The organism is Variovorax sp. Sphag1AA (assembly GCF_014192575.1).
Taxonomy (GTDB): Bacteria; Pseudomonadota; Gammaproteobacteria; order Burkholderiales; family Burkholderiaceae_C; genus Variovorax.
In genome coordinates this window covers 20,273-42,565 of the sequence record NZ_JACHYC010000003.1, presented here as the reverse complement: position 1 = coordinate 42,565, position 22,293 = coordinate 20,273, and the positions used below count along the sequence as shown (strand labels likewise).

Below are 22,293 nucleotides of genomic sequence, written 5' to 3'. Positions count from 1 at the left end.
TCATCGCGTCACGAGGAACAACTGCATGCTCTGCGTCCAACTCTTGCCGTTGTTCGACAGGGTGGCATTGATCCAGCAACTGAAGGAGCCCGCAACAGTCGGTGTACCTGTTGCAGCACCGCTTGAAGAATCGATGCTGACGCCAGCCGGCAACGAGCACTGGCCGGCGATTGGCGTGTAGTTGCCAACCGACGGGGAGATCAGTGGCACGGGGCTGATCGTCGTGACGGTCGGCACGATATTGAGTGGGACGCCAAGCGCCCTGGGCGTCGAATCCAATGAATTTCGAATGCCAAATGGATAGTTCACCTCGATGTTGAAACTTCCCTGAGTCGGGTTGGTGATTCCATTGCTCGTGACCGTCGCCTTCACAGGGATGGTGATGCCAAAGGCAGCGGTGGTCGCCGTCGGTGATCCAGTGATCTTTCCGGTGTTCGGATCGAGGACCAGACCGGCCGGGAGCTGCGCACCTGGAAGCGTGAAATTCCCGAAGGTGCTCCCGGCCGGTGTTCCGATGTCTCCATAGGGCTCGGCGCTGAAGTCCTGGGAGATGTATGCCGCTTGCGAGCTGGTGCTGGTCCTGCCTGTCCCGCCGGTGTTGAGATAGCCGAATCCGGGGATACCGACGTTGCGCGCGTAGGTCGCGGTCTTGTCGACAGTGCCGAATTCCGTCGTCGCGGTTCCCTGAATTACCGCGCTGTATGTCCCGGTCGTATTGAGCGTTCCCGAGATCGTTCCACTCGTCGAGCTCAGGGTCAGACCAGGTGGAAGCGTCCCGCTCTTCAAGGTGAACGTCCATGTGGCCGGTCGACCGTCAGGGGTCCAGGTTCCAAGCTGGATGGGGTCGTTGACGATCAGGCCCACATCGCTCGTACCCGTGACGGCGTACGCAATGCTCGGGCCGTTCACGGTGATGCTTGAACCGGTCAGTATGGTGTTGGACACACCTGACGCCCCGACGCGCACCGTGAAGCGAGCTACCGTGGACTCCGTCGGACGCCCCGCGATGGAGCAATCGCTGCCAAAGACCATGCCCGCAGGCACGCGACCGGACGTGATCATGCACACGGGCTGGTGATCGCCGAAGCCGTAGAGAACAGGCTTGACCACAGCGCTCTTGTATTGCTGCAACGAATCCGTAGGCCAGATCACAGCAACGTTCAGCGTGACTGTGCCATCGCTCGATGTCGTGGCACCCGGCGGTAGACCGCCCCCTCCTCCACCTCCACCGCACGAAGCCAGCATCAGGGCCGACAAGCAGCTAGCGAGCGCAAGCCCGACTCGCGCGTGACCATTCCCGCCCCTGCGGACCGACCGTTCCCCTCCATCCATCGTGACCCCTCAAATCAACAGTTAGTTACATTCGAATGTAACGCTGAAGGGGTCAGCCAAACGTCAGTCTGGCAGGAAGATGCCTAGGTAAAACACCAAGGAGCGACCACAGCCGCGCCGAGCCCCAAGCTCATTGGCGAGCCAGCACCCGGGAAAAGACTTCGCTGTCCACGTTCCCACCGGTAAGCGCAACGCCCACCGACTGGCCTCGCAGTCGCTCACGTTGTTGCATGGCGGCTGCCAGTGCCGCGGCGCCCGCACCCTCGGCCACGTTGTGCGTGTCGGCGAAGAGCACACGCATCGCCTCGGCCACCTCGTCGTCCGTGACGGCGACGATGTCATCCGCTTCGCGCAGGACGACCTGCAGCGCCTCATCTTCGGCAATGCGGCAGGCCATGCCGTCAGCCAGTTGGGTGCTGACGGGCGAGGCAACGACGTGGCCGGCGCGGAACGAGTCGAGAAAACTCGTCGCATGCGCCGACACCACACCGACAAGCTTGCTGCGGGCCCCCACGAAGGCTCGTGCGGCTGCTGCCGCGCAAAAGCCGGACCCCAGTCCGATCGGGATGTAGACGACATCCGGCTCCTCGCCATGCGCAAAGTTCTCGAAGAACTCGAGCCAGTACGTCATCACGCCTCGAACCAGCTCGCGGTGATACGAGGGCACCATGTGCAAGCCGCGTTCGGCGGCCAATGCAATCGCGTGCTCGCGCGCGGCCTGGAACTCATCGCCGTGCTCCAGCAGCGTGACGCCGAGTGCCCGCATCGCCGCATTCTTCTCGACCGAATTGCCGAAGGGAACGACGACGGTCGCGGGGATGCCGTAGCGACGCGCCGCCCAGCCCACCGATTGCCCGTGGTTGCCACGCGTAGCCGAGACCACACCGGCGATGCCGGGCTCGTTGCGCACGAGCGCGTCAAAGTACGTGAGGCCTCCACGCACCTTGAAGGCACCTGCGGGCGTGTGGTTCTCGTGCTTGACCCACACCGTGAAGCCAAGGCGCTCGCGAAGCAGGGGCCACGCGTATTGCGGTGTGGGCGGCACCGTTGCGTGCACGATCGAGCGAGCGGACTGAACCTCTTCGCTCGTGAAAGTCAGCGTCATCAAGCTTCTCCAGAAACGGATGCACGCTGACTCGGGACACCCCCAAGCGACAGTTCCTGTAGCGCTGCGTGCGACCAGACGAATGGGTGGGTGAGATTTTGACGGATGGGCAGGCCGCCTCGACCATCTCGCGCTCTACTTGAGTGTGAATCGAGCGGTTCCCAATGCTTTTCCTCCATCGGTGACAACTGCCACGACCTTCGTGCCGGGACCCACCTTGAAGTTGCCAGTGGCTTCCAGCTTGTCGCCAGTGGGCTTCAGTTCGACCTCCTGCTTATCCGGGCCCGCGAGCAGTGTGAGCTTTGCGCCTGCCTTGGAAACATCCCGCGGCTTTCCGTGGTCACTGACGTAGAGCTGGATGACGTCCGGCTTGGCAACCAGTTCGTAGTCCGCCTCCTTGCCCGGGACCATGATGCCGCCCTTCGCGGGCTTGTGGTGGTCCTCCGCTGCCAGGGTGGGCCCGGCAAGACCGACCAATGTGGCGGCCAGGGCCAGGGTGATGAATCGTCTTTGCATGCTTCTTCCTTTCGGTTGGGTTGGTTAAAGAGCCTCGACGTCCTTGGCTTCCATCAGGCGCTCTGCGTCTGCGCGCCCGAAGAGCCAGAACATGGCCGGCGTGAGAAAGGTGTCGAGAAGGGTCGAGCTGATGAGCCCGGAGAAGATGACCACGGCCACCGGATGCAGCACCTCGGTGCCCGGTTGCTCCGCCTCGAACAGCAGCGGCGCGAGCGCAAATGCGGTGACCAGCGCCGTCATCAGCACGGGCGCCAGACGCTCCAGCGAGCCGCGAACAATCATCTTCTGGTCGAACTGCTCGCCCTCCAGCCGCATGAGGTTGATGTAGTGGCTGACCTTGAGGATGCCGTTGCGAACCGAGATGCCCGCCAGTGTGATGAAGCCCACCAGGGCCGCGACCGAAAGGGGTTGTCCCGAAATCCAGAGGCCCAGCACCGCGCCGACCAGTGCCAGCGGGATGTTCGCCATGATGAGCAGCGACAGCCGCGCCGACTGGTAGCGGCTGAAGAGGACGATGAACATCAGCGTCAGCGAGACCAGCGACAGCAGACCGACGAGTCGGGATGCTTCCTCCTGCGCCTGGAACTGGCCGCCCAGCGTCACGAAGTAGCCTTCCGGCAACTTCGTATCGGCGACGACCCGCCGCATGTCGGCCACGATGTCCGAGAGCGCGCGCCCCTGTGCGTTGGCAGAGAGCACGATGCGCCGCTTTCCGTCATCCCGGCTGATCTGGTTGGGCCCGTCTCCGTCCTCGATGGAGGCGATCTTTGAAAGCGGGATGCGCCCTGAAGGCGTCTCGATGAGGATGTCCTGCAAGCCCTCTGCCGAACGTGCCTCCTCCGGCAGTTTGACCACCAGCGCAAAGCGGCGGCCTCCTTCGACGATCTGCGTGATTCGCTCGCCTTCCACCAGGCTCTGCAGTGTCGACAGCACCTGCGGCGCAGGAACGCCGTACTGTGCCGCCGCCGCGTAGTCGACGCGTACCTTGATCTGCGGCGCCAGCACCTGCTTCTCGACTTCGAGGTCGGCCACCCCGGGAATCGCCGCAAGCTTCGCCCGAAGCGCATCGGCCTGCCCGCGCAACGTGTCGAGGTCTTCACCGAATATCTTGATGGCGATCTGCGACCGGACGCCCGAAAGCATGTGGTCGATGCGATGCGAGATGGGCTGGCCAATGGAGACGGCCGCCGGCAGATTGGCGAGCCTGGAGCGGATGTCCGCAGAAATCTCGGCCATGGGGCGCGTCAGTTCAGCCGTCGGCTTGAGGCCGATGTCGAGTTCGCTCACATGCACGCCCTCGGCATGCTCATCCAGTTCCGCTCGCCCACTGCGCCTGCCAACGTGCGTGACCTCTGGCACCTCTTTGACGAGCACCTCTGCCTGCCGTGCGAGCGCAGCGGTCTCGGCCAATGTCACACCTGGATTGAGCCGGATGCCGACGAGCAGCGTTCCTTCATTGAATGGCGGCAGGAAGGTCGTCGGAAACAGCGGCACCGCTGCAAGCGCAAGGATCACCGCGACGCTACCGGTCACCAGGGCGCCCTTCGGACGGTCAAGCACCTTTTGCAGCCCCGACACATAGCGCGACTTCAGCCATGCCAGCAGCTTCGTATCGCCATGGTCGAGCGACTTCATGCGCGGCAGCAGGTAGTACGAGAGCACGGGCGTGACGGTCACCGAAACAATCAGGCTGGCGAGCGTCGACACGATGAACGCAATGCCCAGTGGGATGAACAGGCGTCCCTCCATTCCCGGCAACGCAAACAGCGGCACGAAGACCAGCACGATGATGACGGTCGCATAGAGGATTGCCGAGCGCACTTCCATCGTGGCGCGCGCCACGAGCTCGAGTGGCGGCAGCCGATGCGAGCGGTGCTTTTGCCGGTCTTCCTTGAGGCGGCGCAGGACGTTCTCGACACCCACGACAGCGTCGTCCACGAGACCACCGATGGCAATCGCCAGGCCACCGAGCGTCATCGTGTTGATCGACAAGCCGAAGTACTTGAAGACGAGTGCGGTCAAAAAGATGGAGACCGGTATCGCGGTCAGCGCGATGATGGTCGGCCGCAGCGTCCCCAGGAAGAAGAACAGGATCGCCGCCACGAACACCGATGCGCCGATGAGCTTGAGCTTCAGGTTGTCGATGGACGCCTCGATGAAGCTTGCCTGCCGGAAGGTGACGCGCGGCGTTTCCATTCCCGCGGGCAGCGATGCCTTCATCCCCGCCAATGCATCTTCGATGGAACGCGTCAGGCCGATGGTGTCGGCCGTTGGCTGCTTCTGGATGCCGAGAATGACAGCAGGCTTGCCTTCGAAACCCGCGTCGCCCCGCTTGAGCGCCGCCGCAAAGGTCACGTCGGCAATCTGTCGCATGAGGATGGGCTGGCCGTTCTTTGCGGTCAGCGCAAGGTTCTTGAGGTCGTCGAGCCGCGAAGTCCGTCCGATGTTGCGGATGAGATATTCGCGGCCATTGAGCTCCAGGAAGCCACCCGAGGTGTTCGACGAGTAGCCCTTGAGTGCCGCTTCCATCTGCTCGTGCGAGATGCCGAGCTCGGCCATTCGGCGCGTGTTCGGCTGGACCTGGAACTGGCGCACCTCGCCGCCGATGGGGATGACTTGGGCCACACCCGGCACCGCCATCAGGCGCGGTCGCAATACCCAGTCTGCGTACTCCCGCACCGCCATCGGCGAAATCTTCGCCGTGTCGACCGGAATCGCGATCTGCATGATCTCGCCCATGATGGAACTGATGGGCCCCATCCTTGGGACGACACCTTCCGCGAGACCCTCCTCCATCGACGCGAGTCGCTCGGACACCATCTGGCGCGCGCGGAAGATGTCGGTGCTCCAGTCGAAAGTCACGTAGACGAACGACAGGCCTGCCGAAGACACCGAGCGGACCGACTCGACGCCCGGCAAGCCGTTCATCGTCGTCTCCAGCGGGAAGGTGATGAGTTGCTCCACCTCCTCCGCCGCCATGCCGCCGGCTTCGGTCATCACCGTCACCGTGGGCTTGTTGAGGTCGGGAAAGACATCGACGGGCGTGCGCGACAGCGTCCATGCGCCGTAGCCCATCAGCACCACGCTGGCGATGATGACCAGCAGTCTGTTGGCAAGGCTGCTTGCGAGTAGCCACTTGAACATGCGTGCGGCTCCCTTCAGCGGACCTGGTTGACGAGGGTGGCGCCCTGCGTCACCACCCGGTCACCCGCGTTGAGTCCGGAGGTCACGGCGACGTTGACGCCGTCGAGGGGCTCAGTCGTGACGACCCGCGGCTCGAACTTCTCGGGCGCTGTCTTGACCCAGACGATGGTCTGGTTCGACGGGTTCTTCATCAGCGAGGCCAGCGACACTGCGAATCCGTTGACCTTGCTCCGGGTCTGCACGAAGACCTTCACTGGTTGCCCGACTGCGAGCGCAGGCAATGATGTTTGCTGCGCGCGGAATGTCAGAGGCAATGCCTGTTCGCGAAGGGAGCGCGCGGCACCGACGAACTGAAGCGGCACGTGTTGCTTGCCCACCGCGAGACTGGCGCCGGCGACATTCGCCGCGAGTTCTGCATCGAACGCCAGGGCTTCGATATTCAGGCGCGACGGGTCGACCACTTCGTAGACCAGCTCACGCGCATCAACGACCTGTCCGGCGACGGCATGCGCAGAGGCAATCACCCCTGTCACCGGCGACAGCAGAGCTTCGCGGGCCCCCAAGCCGCCACCGATGGCCGAAGCGCGTGCCGATAGGCTCGCGAGTTCCGACTCCGCGGCCTCGATTTCCTTCCTCGGCACGGTGTCACTGAGCTCCTTGAGGCGCGCGAGTCGCTTCTCGGCCAGCGAACGCGCTGCACGAAGCTCCGCGAGTTGTGCGGCCTGGTTGGACCGCTCGATGGGTGCGGCCGAAGCGACGACGTACGCAAGCACCTCGCCTTTGCGAACGGCTTGTCCGACCGAGGGCAGGCCCGCAGGCCCCGCTTCGAGGCGTCCTGAGGCCGTGGCTTGCACCTTTCCGCCCGCATTGGGGTCCATGACGACCTTGCCGGCGAGTTCAACGGTGCGGGCCAGTTCGCCCTGGTGCACGACGGCCGTGCGCACGGACAACTGCCGCTGCGCCGCCTTCGGCAGAAAGACGCTGCCATCGGGTTGCCGGGTCGGCGAATTCGCATTCGCGACCGGACTGGAGTCGCCGTGGTCATGCCCGTGTTCGTCAGCAGCCCAACCGGTCGAGGCAACGCTCAACGCGAGAGCAACGATGAGTTTGCGCATCATGCGGCACCTCCGGCACGAGGAGCGGTCGACACACGGTGCCTGAGCCATACCAATGCGAACAGCACCGCCAGGATGACAGCTACCCCGGCCGCATACACCTTCGGACTGCGCCCCTGCGCAGACGTGTCGTGCACATCACCATGGATGTCGAGGTCCGCGGCGAGGATGTCCGTCTCACCGCCTGCAGCGATGGTCGCAGTCACTGGCGTGACGCCTTCGGCGAGATCGCTGGCGAGCGTCCCTTCGAACTCGCCGTCGGCGCGCTCCTTCAAGGTGACTTTGGCGCCACCGATTTCCAGCTCGACGTGAGCCGCCTTGACCGGTGCGTTGTCATCGAAGCGATCGACGTACACGGTCAACTGCTTGCCGTTCAACATACCGACGAGTTCGAACAACTCGGAAGCGGCAGCAAAGCGCGGAAACACCGGCCCAGCCAGGGCGGACGGCGCAGCGCCATGGTTATGCCCATCGTCCGCCATTGCGGGGGTCGCGAGCAGGGCTGCAAGAAGTGCAAGGCCCACAAATGATTTCGAGAACATTGGATTTCCTGGATTCACTCGGGCAGCAGCCCGAGCGCTTGACGAAGTTGTGAGATGCCTGCTTGCACCTCGAGGCGACTGCGGGCGGCCTGGCGCTCGGCTTCGAAGGCCTCGAGTTCGACACGCAGGCGCGTCGGGAGGTCCGACTCGCCGAGACGGAAGGACTTCTCGTGGAAGCCCCGCGTTTCGCTCGCGAGCACGGCCCGTCGCTCGGCGGCGGTCATCGCCTGCTGGAGTGCGTTCAGGCTCCCGCGAGCCGTCTCGACCTGGGTCCGCAGACGCGTCTCTTCCAGCGTCAGCTGGGTTTCAGCCTCCAGGAGGTCGGCACTTGCGGTCGCGAACTTCGCGTCGCTCGCATGAGATTTGCCAAGTGGAATGCGAATGCCCACGACGATGCTCTGTTCGTACCGCTCGCCGAGCACATCGCGCTCGCGCACCCCGCCGAGCAGGACCTCGGGGTTCGAGCGAACCTGAACGCCCGCGAGGGCTTGCTGCTTTCGTGCAACCTCGGCCTTTGCGGCCAACTCACGGAAGGATGGGTGCGTGTCCGATGTAAGGGTCCCCGAGGGATGCGGTTCCGCTGCAACGGTGCCGAGGTCAGCCGGAAACTCCTGCGCACCGGTCACGAGCGTCCAGGCGCGAGCCGCCTGCATCCGGGCAACGGTCGCCTCCGCCAGTGCGGCCTGCGCTGCTGCAAGGGCTCCTTCTGCCTGATGGCTGTCGGCCCTGGCAAGGTCGCCTGCACGAAGACGCCGTGCCACGTCCTCCGCCAACCGACTCGCGTTCGCCAGGCGACGTTCGGCGAGCTGCTGTTCGATGCGGGCACGCTGGTAGGACCAATAGGCCTCGCGCACCTCCGCCGCGACCCGCCACTGCGCAGCAAGCAGGCGCGCGTCCACTGCGGAAACCTCCGAGGACGCCGCGGCTTGTGCGCTGTCGCGCTCCCCCGGCAGCCATAGCGGTACCGACACCCCTGCCTCGTACTCGCGTACGCCGACGTTTCGATTGAACTGGTCGGTCTTGGCCGCCACCTCGAGGGCCGGCGGTCCCGGCGTCCAGCGCTGCGCGGCGTCTACGGCCGCCGTTGCCGCGTCGCGTCGCAAGGAGGCCGACCGGCTTTCGGGCTGGCGTGTCCATGCTGCATCGAAGCCCTGCTTGATAGACAGCGTCTGTGAGTAGCCCGGCGTCATGCAGGCCAACAAGGCCGCCGCCAGGATGCTGGGAAGTGCCCAGTCTCGTCTTCTCATGAAAATCTCGTCGCTTGGGCGAGCGCGCGGGCGCTCGCGGATTGGGAATCCGACGAGAGGTGGCGCGCCTACTCAGGCGCAAGAAGGAAACCGTCTCGCCGGCCGTTCAGGCGACGAGCGGCATGGGCGGCCGAAGCAGGCCCTGGATGGGTGGGTCGGGAAAGAACTTCCCGGAAGCAGAAGGCGGCGTACTGTCACGCCATCCGGGCGCACCAGCCGGCGATGCGGGGACGCAGGCGGCCCCCATGCCATGACAGGAATGGCAATCGGGGTGATACCCGGGCAGATCCGTTGCGGGCGGCACCTCGGACTTGTCAGCGGTCGCCTTGCCGGCGCCCGTGTGCTTGTGCTCGTGGTGACCGAAATGTGCACCGCCTGCTTCATGCTCGCAAACGCTCGCGGCTGCGGCCCAACCCCATTGGAGCGGCAGCAGGAGCATCATGAAAATGACAATGAAGCGGCGCATGAATCGGCGAGGAGTCTAGCAACCCAGGCCTGCGAGCAGGCGGATATGTCCGACCTTCTCCGGGGACTCTTTCGGTTGTGACGGTGCGATGCAGCCTTCACGTCAGCAGCTGGCACCGTCGGGGGATGGCCCGGTCGGCGTTCAGTTGCGTGACGGAATAGCCCACACTGCGTCCCCCCGCGACGGCGTAGAAGCGCCTTCCTGTCACCGCCTGGATCATCTGGCCGCCCGTGAATTCACCGAAAGCCGGAAGCCGCCCGACTCCAGTTTAGAAATGACCGGATTCGGGGGAGACGTCACGACTCCTTGATAACAAAGCTTGATGTGTCCACGGAACCGGGTCAACTCCAATGGCCAGCTGATCAAGTTCAAGAACGTCCGAATCGAGTGATCACTGGCGAGTCGACTCAGGAATTGGTGCGGCGGACAGGCGGAGCGCTTCCTCGTGCTCAACACCCATCGCCTGCAACGTCATCGCCGCGATCGATTCGCCGAAATCGCTGGGTGTCTTGTCCACCAGCACGGTACGAATCGCCATCGCCAGCGTGCCCATGCCCAGCGCCTCCGCGGCCTGGACTGAGGGGACCAGGAAACGGCCGCTGCGCCGGCCGCTGCGGATATCGGCCCGCACGCCCCGGCGCATGTCCTCGCTCCAGCCAGCACCGATTCCTGGGGCCGAGCGGACCAGCACCCAGCCCCATTCGGGCCGCTCGCGCGACAGGCGGATGAAGAGCCGAATAGCGGTGGCAATTCGCTGGGCCGGGTCTTTCACACTGCGGATCAGCGGCGTGATCTGCGCGTCAATCGAATCGGCGACTTGTGCAGCGGCAGCTGCCAGCAGTTGGTCTTTCGTCTTGAAGTGGTTGTAGAACGTGCCGCGCGCCACTCCGGCCGCCGCGATGAACTCCTCCAGGGTCGGATCCTCTGTCCCGCGCTGCTGAATGACCTGCAAGGTGGTATCCAGCAAACCGGCGCGCGTGCGCGCCCGCTTCATGCGGCCGATCTCGGCTCTACGCTCCAGGTCAATCGTGGCCAATGCTTCGTTCTCCTTGTATCGCCGGAGAATAGCGCAGCCCCGTCATGCCATCGGGGAGAAGGAAGCGGGCCAGAGCGGGCAGGAGGACCAAGGCGCCCAGCATGTTCCACAGGAACATGAAGGCCAGCAGAATGCCCATGTCGGCCTGGAACTTGATCGGGCTCGCGATCCAGGTGAATACACCCGTCGCCAGCGTCAGTCCCGTCAGCATCACGACGCGGCCGGTGAACAGCAACGAGCGGTGGAACGCCTGTGCCAACGGTTCGCCCGCGCGCTGATGGGCCAGCAGCACCGTGAGGATGTACAGCGCGTAGTCCACCCCGATGCCCACGCCCAGCGCGACTACTGGCAGCGTGGCCACCTTGACGCCGATGTGCAGCGCCACCATGAGCGCCTCGGCGAGCACCGACGTCAGCACCAGAGGCAGCACTGCAACCAGCACCGCGCGCCAGGATCGGAATGCGATCCACGCCAGCAAGCACACGGCACCGTAGACCAGCCAGAGCATCACCCGCCACGACGAGGCGACCGCCATGTTGGTGGCCGCGTCCATGCCGGCACTGCCGGCGGCCAGGAGGAAGCGGCCTTCCTCCGAGTCGTTCGCGGCTGCGAAGTCCCGCACGTGATCGACCACGCGTTGCAGTGTCTGGGCCTTGTGATCGGCCAGGTAGACATGGAGTGTCAGCAGGTTGCAGGTGTCGTTGTAGAGGCCGCGCGGCGCGCCCGCCGTGATGGTGTTGACCATGTCCTGGTTGGCGACGACGTCGTACCACTTGGGGTGGCCCTCGTTGAGGCCGGTCATCGTTCGCCGCACCATCTGCGCCAGGCTCGACGTGCCTTCCACACCGGGCACCTGGCGCAGCTCCCATTCCAGGGTGTCGAGTCGGCGCACGGTGTCGACCTCTGAGCATCGGCCGTCCGGCGTGGCAACCATCACTGCCAACACGTCGCTGGAAGCACCATAGGCGCCGGCCATGAACATCGCGTCGCGGTTGTAACGACTGTCGGGTCGCAGTTCCGGCGCGCCGGCGTCGAGGTCGCCGATCGCGAGCCGCTGCGCCGCGAACGCGCCCGCCAGCCCCAGGATCACCGCGCCGACCAGCGCGGCCAGCGCCGGCCCGCGGCGGGTGAAGTGGAGCAGCCCGTCCCACAGCCGATGCCGTCGACCGTCCGCCTCGAGTCGCAGGCTGCGACGTGCGGCTGCAGGGCTCACGCCGACGTAGCTCAAAAGCACCGGAATCAGGATCAGGTTGGTGACGATCAGCGTCGCCACGCCCAGCGAGGCGGCCAACGCCAATTCGCGGATCGCGGGGATATCGATGACCAGCAGCACGGCAAAACCCACCACGTCCGCAAGGAGGGCCGCGAGTCCGGCGAGGAACAGCCTGCGGAAGGTCATGCGCGCCGCCTCCAGCCGGTCGGCGCCGCGCCCGATGTCCTGCATGATGCCGTTCATCTTCTGCGCGCCATGGCTCATGCCGATCGCGAACACGAGGAAGGGCACCAGCACGGAGTACGGGCCGAGCCGCATGCCCAGCAGAGGCAACAATCCCAGCAACCACACCACTGCGACCAGCGAGGCGCTCACCACTATCAGCGTGGATCGTCGGCAGCGCGTGTACCCGTAGAGCCAGGCCGTCGCGACGATCACCGCGACCGCGAAGAAGGCGAGCACGGCATGCAGGCCCGCGATCAGGTCGCCGACGATCTTGGCGTAGCCGGTGATGTGAATGCGCACGCCCTCCTGCTCGTACTTCGCGCGCAGCGCCTCCAGCCGGCGGGCCAGCTCGCCGTAGTCAAGGTCCTTGCCGTCGGCGCCTTGTGCCAGCAAGGGCACGTAGATCGCGCTGGAGCGCGCGTCCAGCGCCACCAGTTGGCCGATCTCACCCGAGCGAGCGATGTTGTCGGCCAGTTGGCGCAGGCTGTCCGGGCCACCGTCGTAGCCGGCCGGAATCACCGGCCCGCCTTCCAGGCCGTCCTCGGTCACGCCGACCCAGCGAGTCGAGGCAGTCCACAGGCTCTTGAACTCGGCCCGATTGACGCCGGGCACCAGAAAGACCTCGTCGCTCAAGCGACGCAGCACTTCGAGGTAGGCCGCGTCGTAGATGGAGCCGTTGTCGCGCGGGTTGGCCACGGCGACGCGCACGGCGTTGCCCAGGCCCCGCAGTTCCGACTGATGCGCGAGGAAATTGCGAACGAAGGGGTGCGAGATCGGCAGCGTCTGCTCGAAGCTGGCGTTGAATTGCACGCGCGTGGCCTGCCAGGCCAGCACGGCGGTAAGCAGCGCGCACAGCAGGAGCACGAGGCGGCGATGGCCGAAGATCAGGCGCTCGACATGTCTCAGGGCGCCCTGCGCGGTGGTATCGGAGGCAACGCTCATCGGGTGCTTTCAGTGGTGGTATCGAGGGCCGCGATGCCTCGCGCGCTCATTGCATGGACCGGGCCGCGTGTGCCGGCAGCGATCAGACCCGTTGCGGGCGCGGGCACACCGGCAGGCAGCGCGATCAGGCGCTCAGCCCCGCGCTCGAAGGCGAAGAGCTGTCCCGCCTGATTGAGAAGCCACAGCGTGTCAGGGCCGTGCCTCACGGCGGCAATGAAGCTGACGGGAGGCGCGCCCTCCAATGGGGTCCAGCGCCTGCCGCCATCGCGCGTGAGCCACGCCTGGCCGCGCATGCCGGCCACCAGCGCGGTGTCGGTATCGAGCAGCTCCGCTGCGAAGAAGCTGCCCTGGTAGGGCAGCACCTGTCGTACGAACGATTCGCCGCCGTCATCGGAACGCAGCACCAGGCCCTGCTCGCCGGCGATAAGGACCGTGCGGCCGGCAACCGCCATTGCGTTCAGGTGCGACTGGCGGGGGTTGTCCAGGCGATGCGACAACGGCTCCCAATGAATGCCGCCGTCGCGGGTGCGGAAAGCGAGGTTGTAGGCACCGATCACGAGCGCATCGCGCGGGCCGAGCGCGCGGACATCGAACAGCGGCTTGTCCGGGCCGTCCTGCACCAGACGGCGCGCTTGCGCGATCGCCTGCTCCTGTCCTTCGGCCTCGGCCTGCGCGAGGATGGCCTGTGCTGCGCGACGTCCGTCGAACTGCGCGGTCCAGGTCAGGCCGCCATCGACGGTCGCCAGCACCGTGCCTTGATGGCCGGTGGACCACCCGACGGCCCCATCGGCGCAATCCACGCCGGTGAGCGTCACGCGCGTCGGCACGCGTCGGGCTTGCTGCCAGGACACGCCACCGTCGGTGGAGCGGACGATCACGCCATGCTCGCCCACCGCGAGCAAGGCGTCGCCGCAGCGCGCGCCGGCCAGCAACACCACTTCCGATGGCGCCCGCACGAGCAGCGCATCCCCTTCCAGCGGCGCCCCGGCGAATGCGGCGCCGCATGCCAGCGTCGCGCAACTCACCAGCGCCGCACACGACCATCGACTCATCGAACACCCTCGCCCGCAAGCGCATCCGGCGTGAAGGTCGAATCGGCAAACCGCGGCACCACCTTGTAGTGCACGTCCGAGTTCTCCCCGCGCATCAGGTTGACGAACCAGACGCGCGAAACGAAATCGTGGAAGCCGAAGGCGATCACCGACTGCGCCGGAACATCAGGCATCGCGGCGGGGATTTCCCAGTTGGTCTTCCACAACTGACCGTTTGCGTCCCATCGGTCGCCCAGAAGGGCCATCCAGCTGTCTTCGTCGATGTAGTAGCGGCTGCGAGCCGCCGGATGACGCTTGCCGGGCTTCAGCGTTGCCTCCACGACCCAGACGCGGTGCAGCTCCCAGCGCACGTGGTCCGGGTTGATGTGGCGCGGCATCAGCACCTCGGCGTTCTTCTTCGGCTGGAGCGTGCGGTTGCTGTTGTAGGGCACCAGCAGTTCCTTCTTCCCGACGAGCTTCCAGTCGAAGGTGTCAAGGCGTCCGGTGAACACCTCGATGTCGTCGAAGGACATGATTCCCGCGGTGGCCTGGTTGGGCGTATCGCAGCAGGCATTCGGCAGCTTTCTCGTGCGGCGCTGGCCGGTGAGATAGACCCAGGATTGGTCCTTGCTCGAATCCAGGTTCAGGCGCCCGACGATGGCCTCGCCGGCGCGGATCGGCGGGCCCACGTTGACCATCTTGAACAGCCAGTATTCCCCCGCCTGCTGCATCGCGGCGTCCGCGGTCTGGTCGTAGTACGGCATCTGGATCTGGGCCTGGCCTTCTACGGTGGAGACCAGCTTGCCGTCCGCCGTGCCCATCGTGCCTGAAGTGTTGTAGCGCGCTGCGAGCCCGCGCCAGCGCAGCAGGTGATTCCACATCACTTCGGCGCCAGACTTGGGAATGGGAAAGGGCACGCCCGCGTGTGCACCCTTTGGGACGGGCCCTGCGGCGCCCTCCTCCAGCGTCGCGCGCGCGGCATTCTTTGCGGTGTTGTCGTAGACCCAGTCCGGCGCGGCCGCCGTGCGCTGGCTTTTGTAGACATCGAGCCTGAAGGTGTCGGGGTCACGTTTCAGCAACTCGCGTACGCCGTCGGAGAGCTTGTCCTGGTACTCCGCCGCGTTCTTGGCCGTGATGGTGTAGAGCGGCTTGTCGGTGAAGGGATCGGGGCGGCTGTTGCCGACCACGGCGCCGGCTGCCTGCGTGAGGCCGCCGTTCCACGCCGGGATGCTGCCGTCGGTATTGCCGGCTCGCTCGGCGCCCATCGGTGTCAGCACGGTCTTGAGCTTCTGCGCCTCCTCGGCGCTCACACCTGCAGCGGCGAAGGGCGCGGCGAGGCCAAGGGTCAACGCCATCAGCAACTGGCGCGGGAAGAGGATGTTCGTCGTCATATCGTTTCCGGGATCAGAAGGTGCGGTAGATGGCCAGTGACAGGAACCGGCGGTCCTTGAGCGACTGGAGGTAGCTGTAGTCGGTGAAGTTGGCGCCGTTCTGGAAAGTGCCGGCGTCGCCCAGGTAGGTGGTCCACGTCACGCTGAAGCGCCACACGTCGAGGTAGCTGCCGCTGAGGCCGATGGAGAAGTCACCATTGCCGTTGCTTGGCATGGGCACCGGACCCAACGCCATCGAACGCGAGCCCTTGGGCGCCCAGCCGAGCCCGATGGGCACGCCGAGATCGAGGCCCGGCAGCACCTGCCGGTAAGTGGGCTCGAAAACGAACCGCAGCGCCGTGGCATCGCGGGTGGCGTTGGGATCGATGGCCTCGGGATTGCTGCGCACGCTCAGGACGCGGTTCCATGCGACCTCGCCCATGAACGTGGCTTCGCGCCACAGCGGCGTCGAAGGCAGGGTGCTGATCATCGAAACGTTGAGGTGCGCGGTGTCACCGGTCGCATAGCCGGCGCTGAGGCCCGGGCCGCCGATCGCACTGGCGTCGGCGCCGCGCGTGCTGGCCAGATCCTGGTTGTGCCGGATCGATGCCTCGCCAGCGAGGTTCACGTCGCCGAAGGTGTGGCTTGCGCTCAGGCCGAAGGCCTGGATGCCCTCGTGATAGACCTGTCGATAGCCAATCGGCGCCACCACCGGCACGGGCGATTGCGCGACCATGCCGAGCGTGGGCACGACCTGCGGCGTCTTGGCGTTGAAGCGGACCGCGTAGAGCCCCAGATCGGTCTCGCCCAGCCTCCAGCGCACTTGCAAGCCGCCTTGGCCGCTGTTGCCGGGTTCCACGTCGGGGCCGCGTGGGGCCGACATTGGCGGCGCCAGCAGCATGCGCTCTGCACCACGGATGGCCAGGTCCACATCGGAGAAGTAGCTGCCGACCGCGGGGGCGACTGTGGGCTCCCAGCGGAACTGGTAGTACGCACCGATCGAGAGGTTGCTCGCCAGTTGCAACTGGCCCGACACCTGCGGCACGGGACGCACGGCTTCCTTGAATTGGGTGCCGGGCACGGACATCAGCTTCACGGCGTCGAAGGGCTGCTGGCCGCCGGCGATGGCGTTGGCCCCAAGGAACAGGCTTTCGCCCCAGAGCAACGAGTGCTGCCCCAGGCGGCCGGTCAGCGTGTGGCCATCGCCCAGGTCGGTCTTGCCGAACACGAAGGCATCAAGCAGCTCCATCTCGCGACCATGTTGGGTGCGCGTCTCGCTGGGGAACTCGTTGGCGGGGCCAATCTGGTTCGGGAAGGCGCCTCCGGCGAAACCCGGGTTGTCGTTCCGGCGGTTGTAGACGCTGTCGTACCAGCCGGCCGCGCTCACTCGCAGGCCCGTATTGCCGCGGAAGACGGCGTCGAACTCCGAGAAAAGGTCCGCGCGCGAGGAGATCAGTCCTCGACCGAAGTTGCGATCGCCGTCGTCGTGATTGGGACTGACGAGCAGGCGCGCGTCGGCGTCCTGCAGTCGCCATGCGGCGCTGTACTTCAGCGTGGTGTCCCAGCGCATTTGCAGGTCCGGGTTGTCGGTCTGGAGGTTGAAGGCTGCGGCGGTGTTCGCGATCAGCGCGAGCACGGCCGCTGTCATCACGCCCGGGACCGGGCGCGGGAAATGGGAAGTCACGTTGTCTCCTCGTTGTTGTGACGGGTTGAACCGGCCCGCTCCGGTCCGCTGTTCAGTCGCGGATCATTTCGAAGGGGTTGGCGCCGGCCGGGAGCGGATCGCGCCGCGATACCGACTTCGGCGATTCGCCGCGAGCCAAACGCTCGATCCAAGCTTCCGGCTCGAAGATCAGGCCGATCGGGTTCTCGTCGTAGGCACCTGAAGCGAAGAAGGCATCGCATTCCTCGGCGGTCAGGTTGTCCACCTGCAGTTCGACTCGGTTGCCGTCTGGGTCGCGGTAGTACATCGAGGTGGTCGGCCCGTGGTTGATGCACCAGAAAGGCACGATCCCAGCCTGCTGCAGACGCAGGTAGGTGCCGAAGAGCTCGTCGAGGTTCGCGTAGGTGAAGGCGCAGTGGTGCGCGCCCGCCGTGGGGACCTGCGGCCGCGCGTGCAGCCCGTCCATGCGGATCAAGCCGATCCGGTGATGCTCATCGTCATACGAGACAAAGCACAGGTTCTCGTTCTCGAATGCGACCTTCGCGTTCAGTACGCGCAAGTACCAGTCGCGCATGACATGCAGCTGCCCCGTCAGGAAGACAAGGTGGGCCAGCTTGGACGGGGAAACGGCGGCCTGCGCGCGCAGCGCCTTGGGATCAGGGGTGTTGCTCATTGGAATCTCCGATGTAAAAGATCAGGCGCGCCCGGCTTCGGGCTCTTCGATGACGACGTTCTCGATGGCGCCGACTCGTTCGATCTCCACCCGCACACGATCGCCGGGCCGCAACCAGACGGGTGGCTTGCGCAGCCCGCCTACGCCCGCGGGGCTGCCGACGGACAGCACGTCGCCGACTTCCAGCGTGCAACGCTGGCTGAGGTCGCTAACCAGTTGCGCGCAGTTGAAGACCATTTCCTCGGTCGTGCCGTCCTGGCGCAGATCGCCGTTGACCCAGGTACGCAGGCGCAACTTACCGGGATCGCCGACTTCGTCCGGCGTGACCAGCCAGGGCCCTAGAGGCCCGTGCGTGTCGAAGGACTTGCCGATGGTGGAGGTCGGCGCACGCATCTGCCAATCGCGGATGCTCACGTCATTGCATACGGCGTAGCCGGCCACCACCGAAAGGGCCTCCTCCACGCCGACGCGGCGGCAGCGCCGGCCGATGACCAGCGCCAGTTCGCCTTCGTAGTCCAGTTCCTCGGAATCATGCGGCTTCCAGATCGGATCGAAGGGTCCGTTGATGCAGGTGGCCTGCTTGTTGAACCACACCGGGTACCGGGGCACCTTCGCGCCCAGATGAGCCGCCTCGACGATGTGCGAGTGGAAGTTGCCTCCGACGCCTAGGAACTTGGGCGGACGCAGCACGGGCGGAAGGATGCGCACCGCGTCGGAAGCGATGAAGTGTGAGGCGCTCGCGATCGCATCGCGCGCCGCGGCCAGCGCGGAGTCGCCTTGGCCGAACAGACCAATCAGTTCGCTCGGCGGGTCGGGCAAAGCGGCAGTCAGGTCCACGATGCCTTGCTCAGTCTGGGCGCCGATGCGAACGGCGCCCTCTTTCACGTAGTTCAGAAGCTTCATTTCTTAGGCTCGTCTCGTTGGTCAGGAAAGGCAAAGGAGTTGCCGCAGCACGCGCTGCAGCGCTTCGAAGGGATCGGTCGGCATTGCGACACTGCGCCAGGCGACCACCTTGTCGGGACGCACCAGCAGGCAGCCGTCGTCGCCGGTTCCGCGCAGCGCGCACCAGTCGTCGTTGACGTCACGCCAGTCGAGGCCTATCCCGATGCCGGCCACGTCCAGGGCGACTGCCAGTGCATCGGCGACACGCCGAGCAGCCTCGCGCCACGCGGCGCCGTCGTGACCTACCAGCAGGGTCCAACGGCCCAGTCGGCAGATGTCGAGCGTGGATCGCTGTTCGCTGTGCGCGCCCGGGCCACGCGCCAGCCACGCATGTGGCAGATGGGCGCCGGGGCGCGTGCTCGGGACGTGGTGAATGGCAGTATCGATTTCGGCCCGTGCATCGACCGATCCGTCATCGACCAGCGCGCCCTTTTCATAGCGCACGTTCAGCTCGAAGCCGTGTGCCCCGAAGTGGTGTTGCTGACGTTCCAGCGCTGTGCGAAGTGCTTCCCGCTTGGCTGCGCTGGCGGCCAGTTCGGCGTGCGCCCCCCAGCCGGCCTCCTCGCTCTGCCCGTGGGCGAAGCCGATGGCGGCCGCGACCTCCTGGAAGATCTCGATGTTCTGCATCGAGCGGCTCACGATGGCGCGGGCCACCGGCAGCCGCTCGTCCTCGTAACTCGCAAGCAGGCCTTCCCCAGCCTCGCCGCGTAGCACTGCAGCGAGCTTCCAGGCGAGGTTGTAGCCGTCCTGCATCGAGGTGTTGGAGCCCAGCGCCCCCGAAGGCGGATGGCGGTGTGCGGCATCCCCGGCCAGGAAGACGCGGCCCGAAGTCATGCGCTGCGCCACCTGCGCGTTCATCTGCCACGGGCTGACCGCAAGCACCTCGACCTTCAGATCCGCATCCCCCACCAGCGTGCGCACACGCGTGGCCATCGCTTCATTCGAGAGATCGGGCTGGCCATGCGCAGGGTCGTACATGAACGAGAGCACCCACTCGTTCCAGGGCTGCACGTTGATGAAGCCGCCGCTGCCAACCCAGAAGTCGGCGCCGGGACGATTGGTCCAGTAGAGGATGCCGGGGCGGTGCGCGCAGTAGCGCGCGAGGTCGGCGCGAAACCAGACGTTGACAGCGGCTCCCCAGCCGGCTGGGCCCTCGTGGGCGACGCCCAGCGCCTCGGCCACCTTGCTGCGCGCGCCGTCCGCGCCAATGACGTACTGGGCGCGGATCGCGTAGCTGCGCTCTTCAGCGCGGTCAAGGATGCGTGCGACCACGCCCGATGCGTCCTGGGTCAATCCCGTGAACTCATGGCCCCAACGGATCTTCGCGCCGCGCTCCATGGCCGCGCGCGCCAGGATGGGCTCCATCAAATGCTGTGCCACGTTGACCGAGGGACAAGGACTCGCGCGACGGTATGCATCCGTGCGTGCCGCCATGTACGTCGGAACGCGTGCGTACTCCACGCCAGCGAGCGTTTCGGCCCACACCACATTCCGGGCCAGCGCCTCGGGCATCCCGGCAGCGACCACCTGCTGCTCGAGGCCGAGCTCACGCAGGATTTCGATCGCCCGCTGGTTCTGGTAGTGCGCGCGGGGTGTGTTTGCTGTCCAGCCATGGCGATTGACGACCACGGCGTCCACACCGTACTGGCGCAGTGCAAGCGCGGCCGTCAGGCCGGCAGGACCGGCGCCGACAACCAGCACCGGTACCTCGATCGAGGCTTCAGGAAAAGGCATCACATATCTCTGTTTTGAAAACGGCGGCGATCTTCTCGAAATGAACTAATTGTTCATATTGGTGTTTACACTCATTTCGAAAAGACGCGCCGCGAACAATCTGTCGACCTTCGGACATGCCCCATGCGCGATCCCACCGGTACTTCCTCTGCATCACCCACCTTGCCCATTGCCGGCCGGCTGGCCCTGATGGCCGGCCACTGCGCTGGCATGCTCGACCTGGTGGCGTTACCGCTCTGGGTTGGTGCATTGATCACCGCCCACGGACTGGATCCGCAACAGTCGGGTGGTGTGAGCCTGTTCCTCATGGGCGTCGTTCTCGCCAGCGTGGCGACCGCGCCGCTGCTCGCGCGCATCGCACCGCGCGCGGCGGTGCCGCTCGGGTTCGCAGTCTCGTGCGGAGTCTTGCCGGCGTGCGCGGAGCTGCGTGCGCCACGTCTCTTGGCAGCCTTGCATTTCGCGGCTGGACTAGGAACTCACGTGGCCCTCAGCATGGTCACGGGACCATGGGCCGCAGCCCGAACCCTCATCGGCTATTTGGACAGGCCTTCACTGCCACGGGCGTGTTCGGAATGCTGTTTCTGCTGATGACAGGCGTGGTCACGGAGCGCTTTGGTGCAGCGATGCTGTTCCGGCTGTTCGCGGGCGTGCCTCTCCCTACCATCCAAAGCCACAAATGCCATGAATGCCGCGCGTAGGGCTGGTCGGCCCTAGGTCACTCGTCTGCTCCATGGAGCGCGGCTCTCCATGGTCAACATAGAGGGCTCGCTGCTATCCTGAAAGCGCGCAACGGCGACATTGCGAGCGGCTTGCATCTTCTGTCCGAGCAGTGCAACGCGGACCTCTTGCCTGGCACGCGCGAAGGACTAAAACCGGCACTCTGTGGACATCGATGGTGTCACCGAATGTCGATTCGGCGCCCATCGCCCTTGGAAGAGGCTGAATCCCTTCACGGCATCTCGATCCTTGCGTCTGAGATCACGCGCCGCCACATAGATGCTTCTTCGGCAAGACTGGTGCCGAACGCCTCGGCAGAGAAGGTGGAAGGTACGAGGCTCATTTTTCGGAGTTGCTCTGCCATGCCAGGGTCGCTCATCACGACAGCGAAGTCGCGCCGCAGGCGATCGACGACAGGCGCCGGCGTGCGCGTTGAGACGAACATGCCATACCAGTAGGTCATGACATAGCCACCCGGCACGAGCTTGAGCTCGTTGATTGTCGGAAGCGTCGCCAGCCCCGGGTCGCGATCTTGTCCCGTCGTCGCAAGGCCACGCACGTTTTGCGCGTCGATCTGCGGCTTCTCCGTGGTGAGATTGTCGATCGAGCTGTCCACCTGGCCGCTCGCCACCGCGGTAGCGACTTCGCCGGCGCTCCTGTATGGAACGTGAACCAGGTCCATATCCGCCCTGGCCTTGAGCAGTTCGAGGGCAAGATGGCCGGCGGAACCCACACCGGCCGAGCCGAATGTGTACTTGCCCGGATTCGCGCGCACTGCCTTGAAGAATTCCTCGGTCGTGCGGAACGGCAGCTTGGGATTGACGACCAGGGCGAAGTTGCCGACCCCCACCTGCCCGATCGGCACGAAGTCACGAATGAAGTCAAAGCGCGTCTTGCGCAGGTAGGGCAGCAGGACCACGGGCGAGGCCGTCATCAGCACCGTGTAGCCGTCGGCGGGCGCGTTGGCCACATATTCGGTGCCGAGTTGCGTGCCGCCGCCAGGTTTGTTGTCCACGATCACCGGCTGTCCGAGCCGGGGCGAGAGACGTTGGGCGATCAGACGCGCCACCAGATCGGTGCCGCCGCCCGGCCCCTGCGGGACGACGACGCGCACCACACGATCGGGAAAGTCGGCCGCAGCGGCCGAGACGGCCCAGAACGCCAGCGCCATCATCGCGAACGCGCGCGAGGCGCCGCCAAGGAATACACGTCTCATCATCATCTGTCTCCTTTGTCGTCGAGTCGGTCGGGGTGAGGGTTGGGTTCGGCCTCGCCGAAGG

At 65.5% G+C, this 22,293-nt stretch carries 17 protein-coding genes; 1 reads left to right on the top strand and 16 read right to left on the bottom strand.

What is annotated here, in order from left to right:
- From FHW64_RS12010 to FHW64_RS11935, 15 genes are all read right to left on the bottom strand, one after another.
- On the bottom strand, positions 1-1,131 hold the full coding sequence (locus FHW64_RS12010; RefSeq protein ID WP_184526417.1) for a putative Ig domain-containing protein: 1,131 nt from the start codon (positions 1,129-1,131) through the stop codon (positions 1-3).
- 331 nt (positions 1,132-1,462) lie between these two features.
- Positions 1,463-2,431, bottom strand: coding sequence for a threonine dehydratase (locus tag FHW64_RS12005; RefSeq protein WP_184527840.1), 969 nt, complete (start codon positions 2,429-2,431; stop codon positions 1,463-1,465).
- Between the two features lie 141 nt (positions 2,432-2,572).
- Entirely contained in the window at positions 2,573-2,953 is a 381-nt protein-coding gene (locus FHW64_RS12000; protein WP_184526415.1) for a hypothetical protein, read from the bottom strand.
- Positions 2,954-2,977: 24 nt separating this feature from the next.
- Positions 2,978-6,097 (bottom strand): efflux RND transporter permease subunit, encoded by a 3,120-nt coding sequence (locus FHW64_RS11995; RefSeq protein ID WP_184526412.1) that lies wholly within the window; start codon positions 6,095-6,097, stop codon positions 2,978-2,980.
- A 14-nt stretch (positions 6,098-6,111) separates the two neighbouring features.
- Positions 6,112-7,212, bottom strand: coding sequence for an HlyD family efflux transporter periplasmic adaptor subunit (locus tag FHW64_RS11990; protein WP_184527838.1), 1,101 nt, complete (start codon positions 7,210-7,212; stop codon positions 6,112-6,114).
- Positions 7,212-7,754: a hypothetical protein gene (locus FHW64_RS11985; RefSeq protein WP_184526410.1), complete on the bottom strand. Its 543-nt coding sequence runs from the start codon at positions 7,752-7,754 to the stop codon at positions 7,212-7,214. The genes FHW64_RS11990 and FHW64_RS11985 overlap by 1 nt, the downstream gene beginning before the upstream one ends.
- A 14-nt stretch (positions 7,755-7,768) precedes the next feature.
- Positions 7,769-9,001: a TolC family protein gene (locus tag FHW64_RS11980; RefSeq protein WP_184526408.1), complete on the bottom strand. Its 1,233-nt coding sequence runs from the start codon at positions 8,999-9,001 to the stop codon at positions 7,769-7,771.
- 857 nt (positions 9,002-9,858) lie between these two features.
- Positions 9,859-10,503 carry a TetR/AcrR family transcriptional regulator gene (locus FHW64_RS11970; protein ID WP_184526404.1) on the bottom strand — a complete coding sequence of 215 codons (645 nt, stop codon included), beginning with the start codon at positions 10,501-10,503 and terminating at the stop codon, positions 9,859-9,861.
- Positions 10,490-12,883, bottom strand: coding sequence for an RND family transporter (locus FHW64_RS11965; protein WP_184526402.1), 2,394 nt, complete (start codon positions 12,881-12,883; stop codon positions 10,490-10,492). The genes FHW64_RS11970 and FHW64_RS11965 overlap by 14 nt, the downstream gene beginning before the upstream one ends.
- Positions 12,880-13,935: a YCF48-related protein gene (locus FHW64_RS11960; protein ID WP_184526400.1), complete on the bottom strand. Its 1,056-nt coding sequence runs from the start codon at positions 13,933-13,935 to the stop codon at positions 12,880-12,882. The genes FHW64_RS11965 and FHW64_RS11960 overlap by 4 nt, the downstream gene beginning before the upstream one ends.
- Entirely contained in the window at positions 13,932-15,305 is a 1,374-nt protein-coding gene (locus FHW64_RS11955) for a DUF1329 domain-containing protein (protein ID WP_184526397.1), read from the bottom strand. The genes FHW64_RS11960 and FHW64_RS11955 overlap by 4 nt, the downstream gene beginning before the upstream one ends.
- Positions 15,306-15,318: 13 nt before the next feature.
- A complete protein-coding gene (locus FHW64_RS11950) occupies positions 15,319-16,968 on the bottom strand; it encodes a DUF1302 domain-containing protein (protein ID WP_311733291.1) in 1,650 nt (549 codons plus the stop codon).
- Between the two features lie 52 nt (positions 16,969-17,020).
- Positions 17,021-17,620 carry a VOC family protein gene (locus FHW64_RS11945; protein WP_184526395.1) on the bottom strand — a complete coding sequence of 200 codons (600 nt, stop codon included), beginning with the start codon at positions 17,618-17,620 and terminating at the stop codon, positions 17,021-17,023.
- A 21-nt stretch (positions 17,621-17,641) separates the two neighbouring features.
- On the bottom strand, positions 17,642-18,523 hold the full coding sequence (locus FHW64_RS11940; protein ID WP_184526393.1) for a fumarylacetoacetate hydrolase family protein: 882 nt from the start codon (positions 18,521-18,523) through the stop codon (positions 17,642-17,644).
- Between the two features lie 21 nt (positions 18,524-18,544).
- Entirely contained in the window at positions 18,545-20,296 is a 1,752-nt protein-coding gene (locus FHW64_RS11935; protein WP_184526391.1) for an FAD-dependent monooxygenase, read from the bottom strand.
- Between the two features lie 123 nt (positions 20,297-20,419).
- Here FHW64_RS11935 and FHW64_RS11930 point away from each other — a divergent pair, with 123 nt between their 5' ends.
- Positions 20,420-20,884 carry a hypothetical protein gene (locus FHW64_RS11930; protein WP_184526389.1) on the top strand — a complete coding sequence of 155 codons (465 nt, stop codon included), beginning with the start codon at positions 20,420-20,422 and terminating at the stop codon, positions 20,882-20,884.
- Between the two features lie 361 nt (positions 20,885-21,245).
- Here the strand turns inward: FHW64_RS11930 and FHW64_RS11925 are convergent, their stop codons facing one another.
- Positions 21,246-22,232 (bottom strand): tripartite tricarboxylate transporter substrate binding protein, encoded by a 987-nt coding sequence (locus FHW64_RS11925; protein WP_184526388.1) that lies wholly within the window; start codon positions 22,230-22,232, stop codon positions 21,246-21,248.
- Positions 22,233-22,293: the final 61 nt, after the last annotated feature.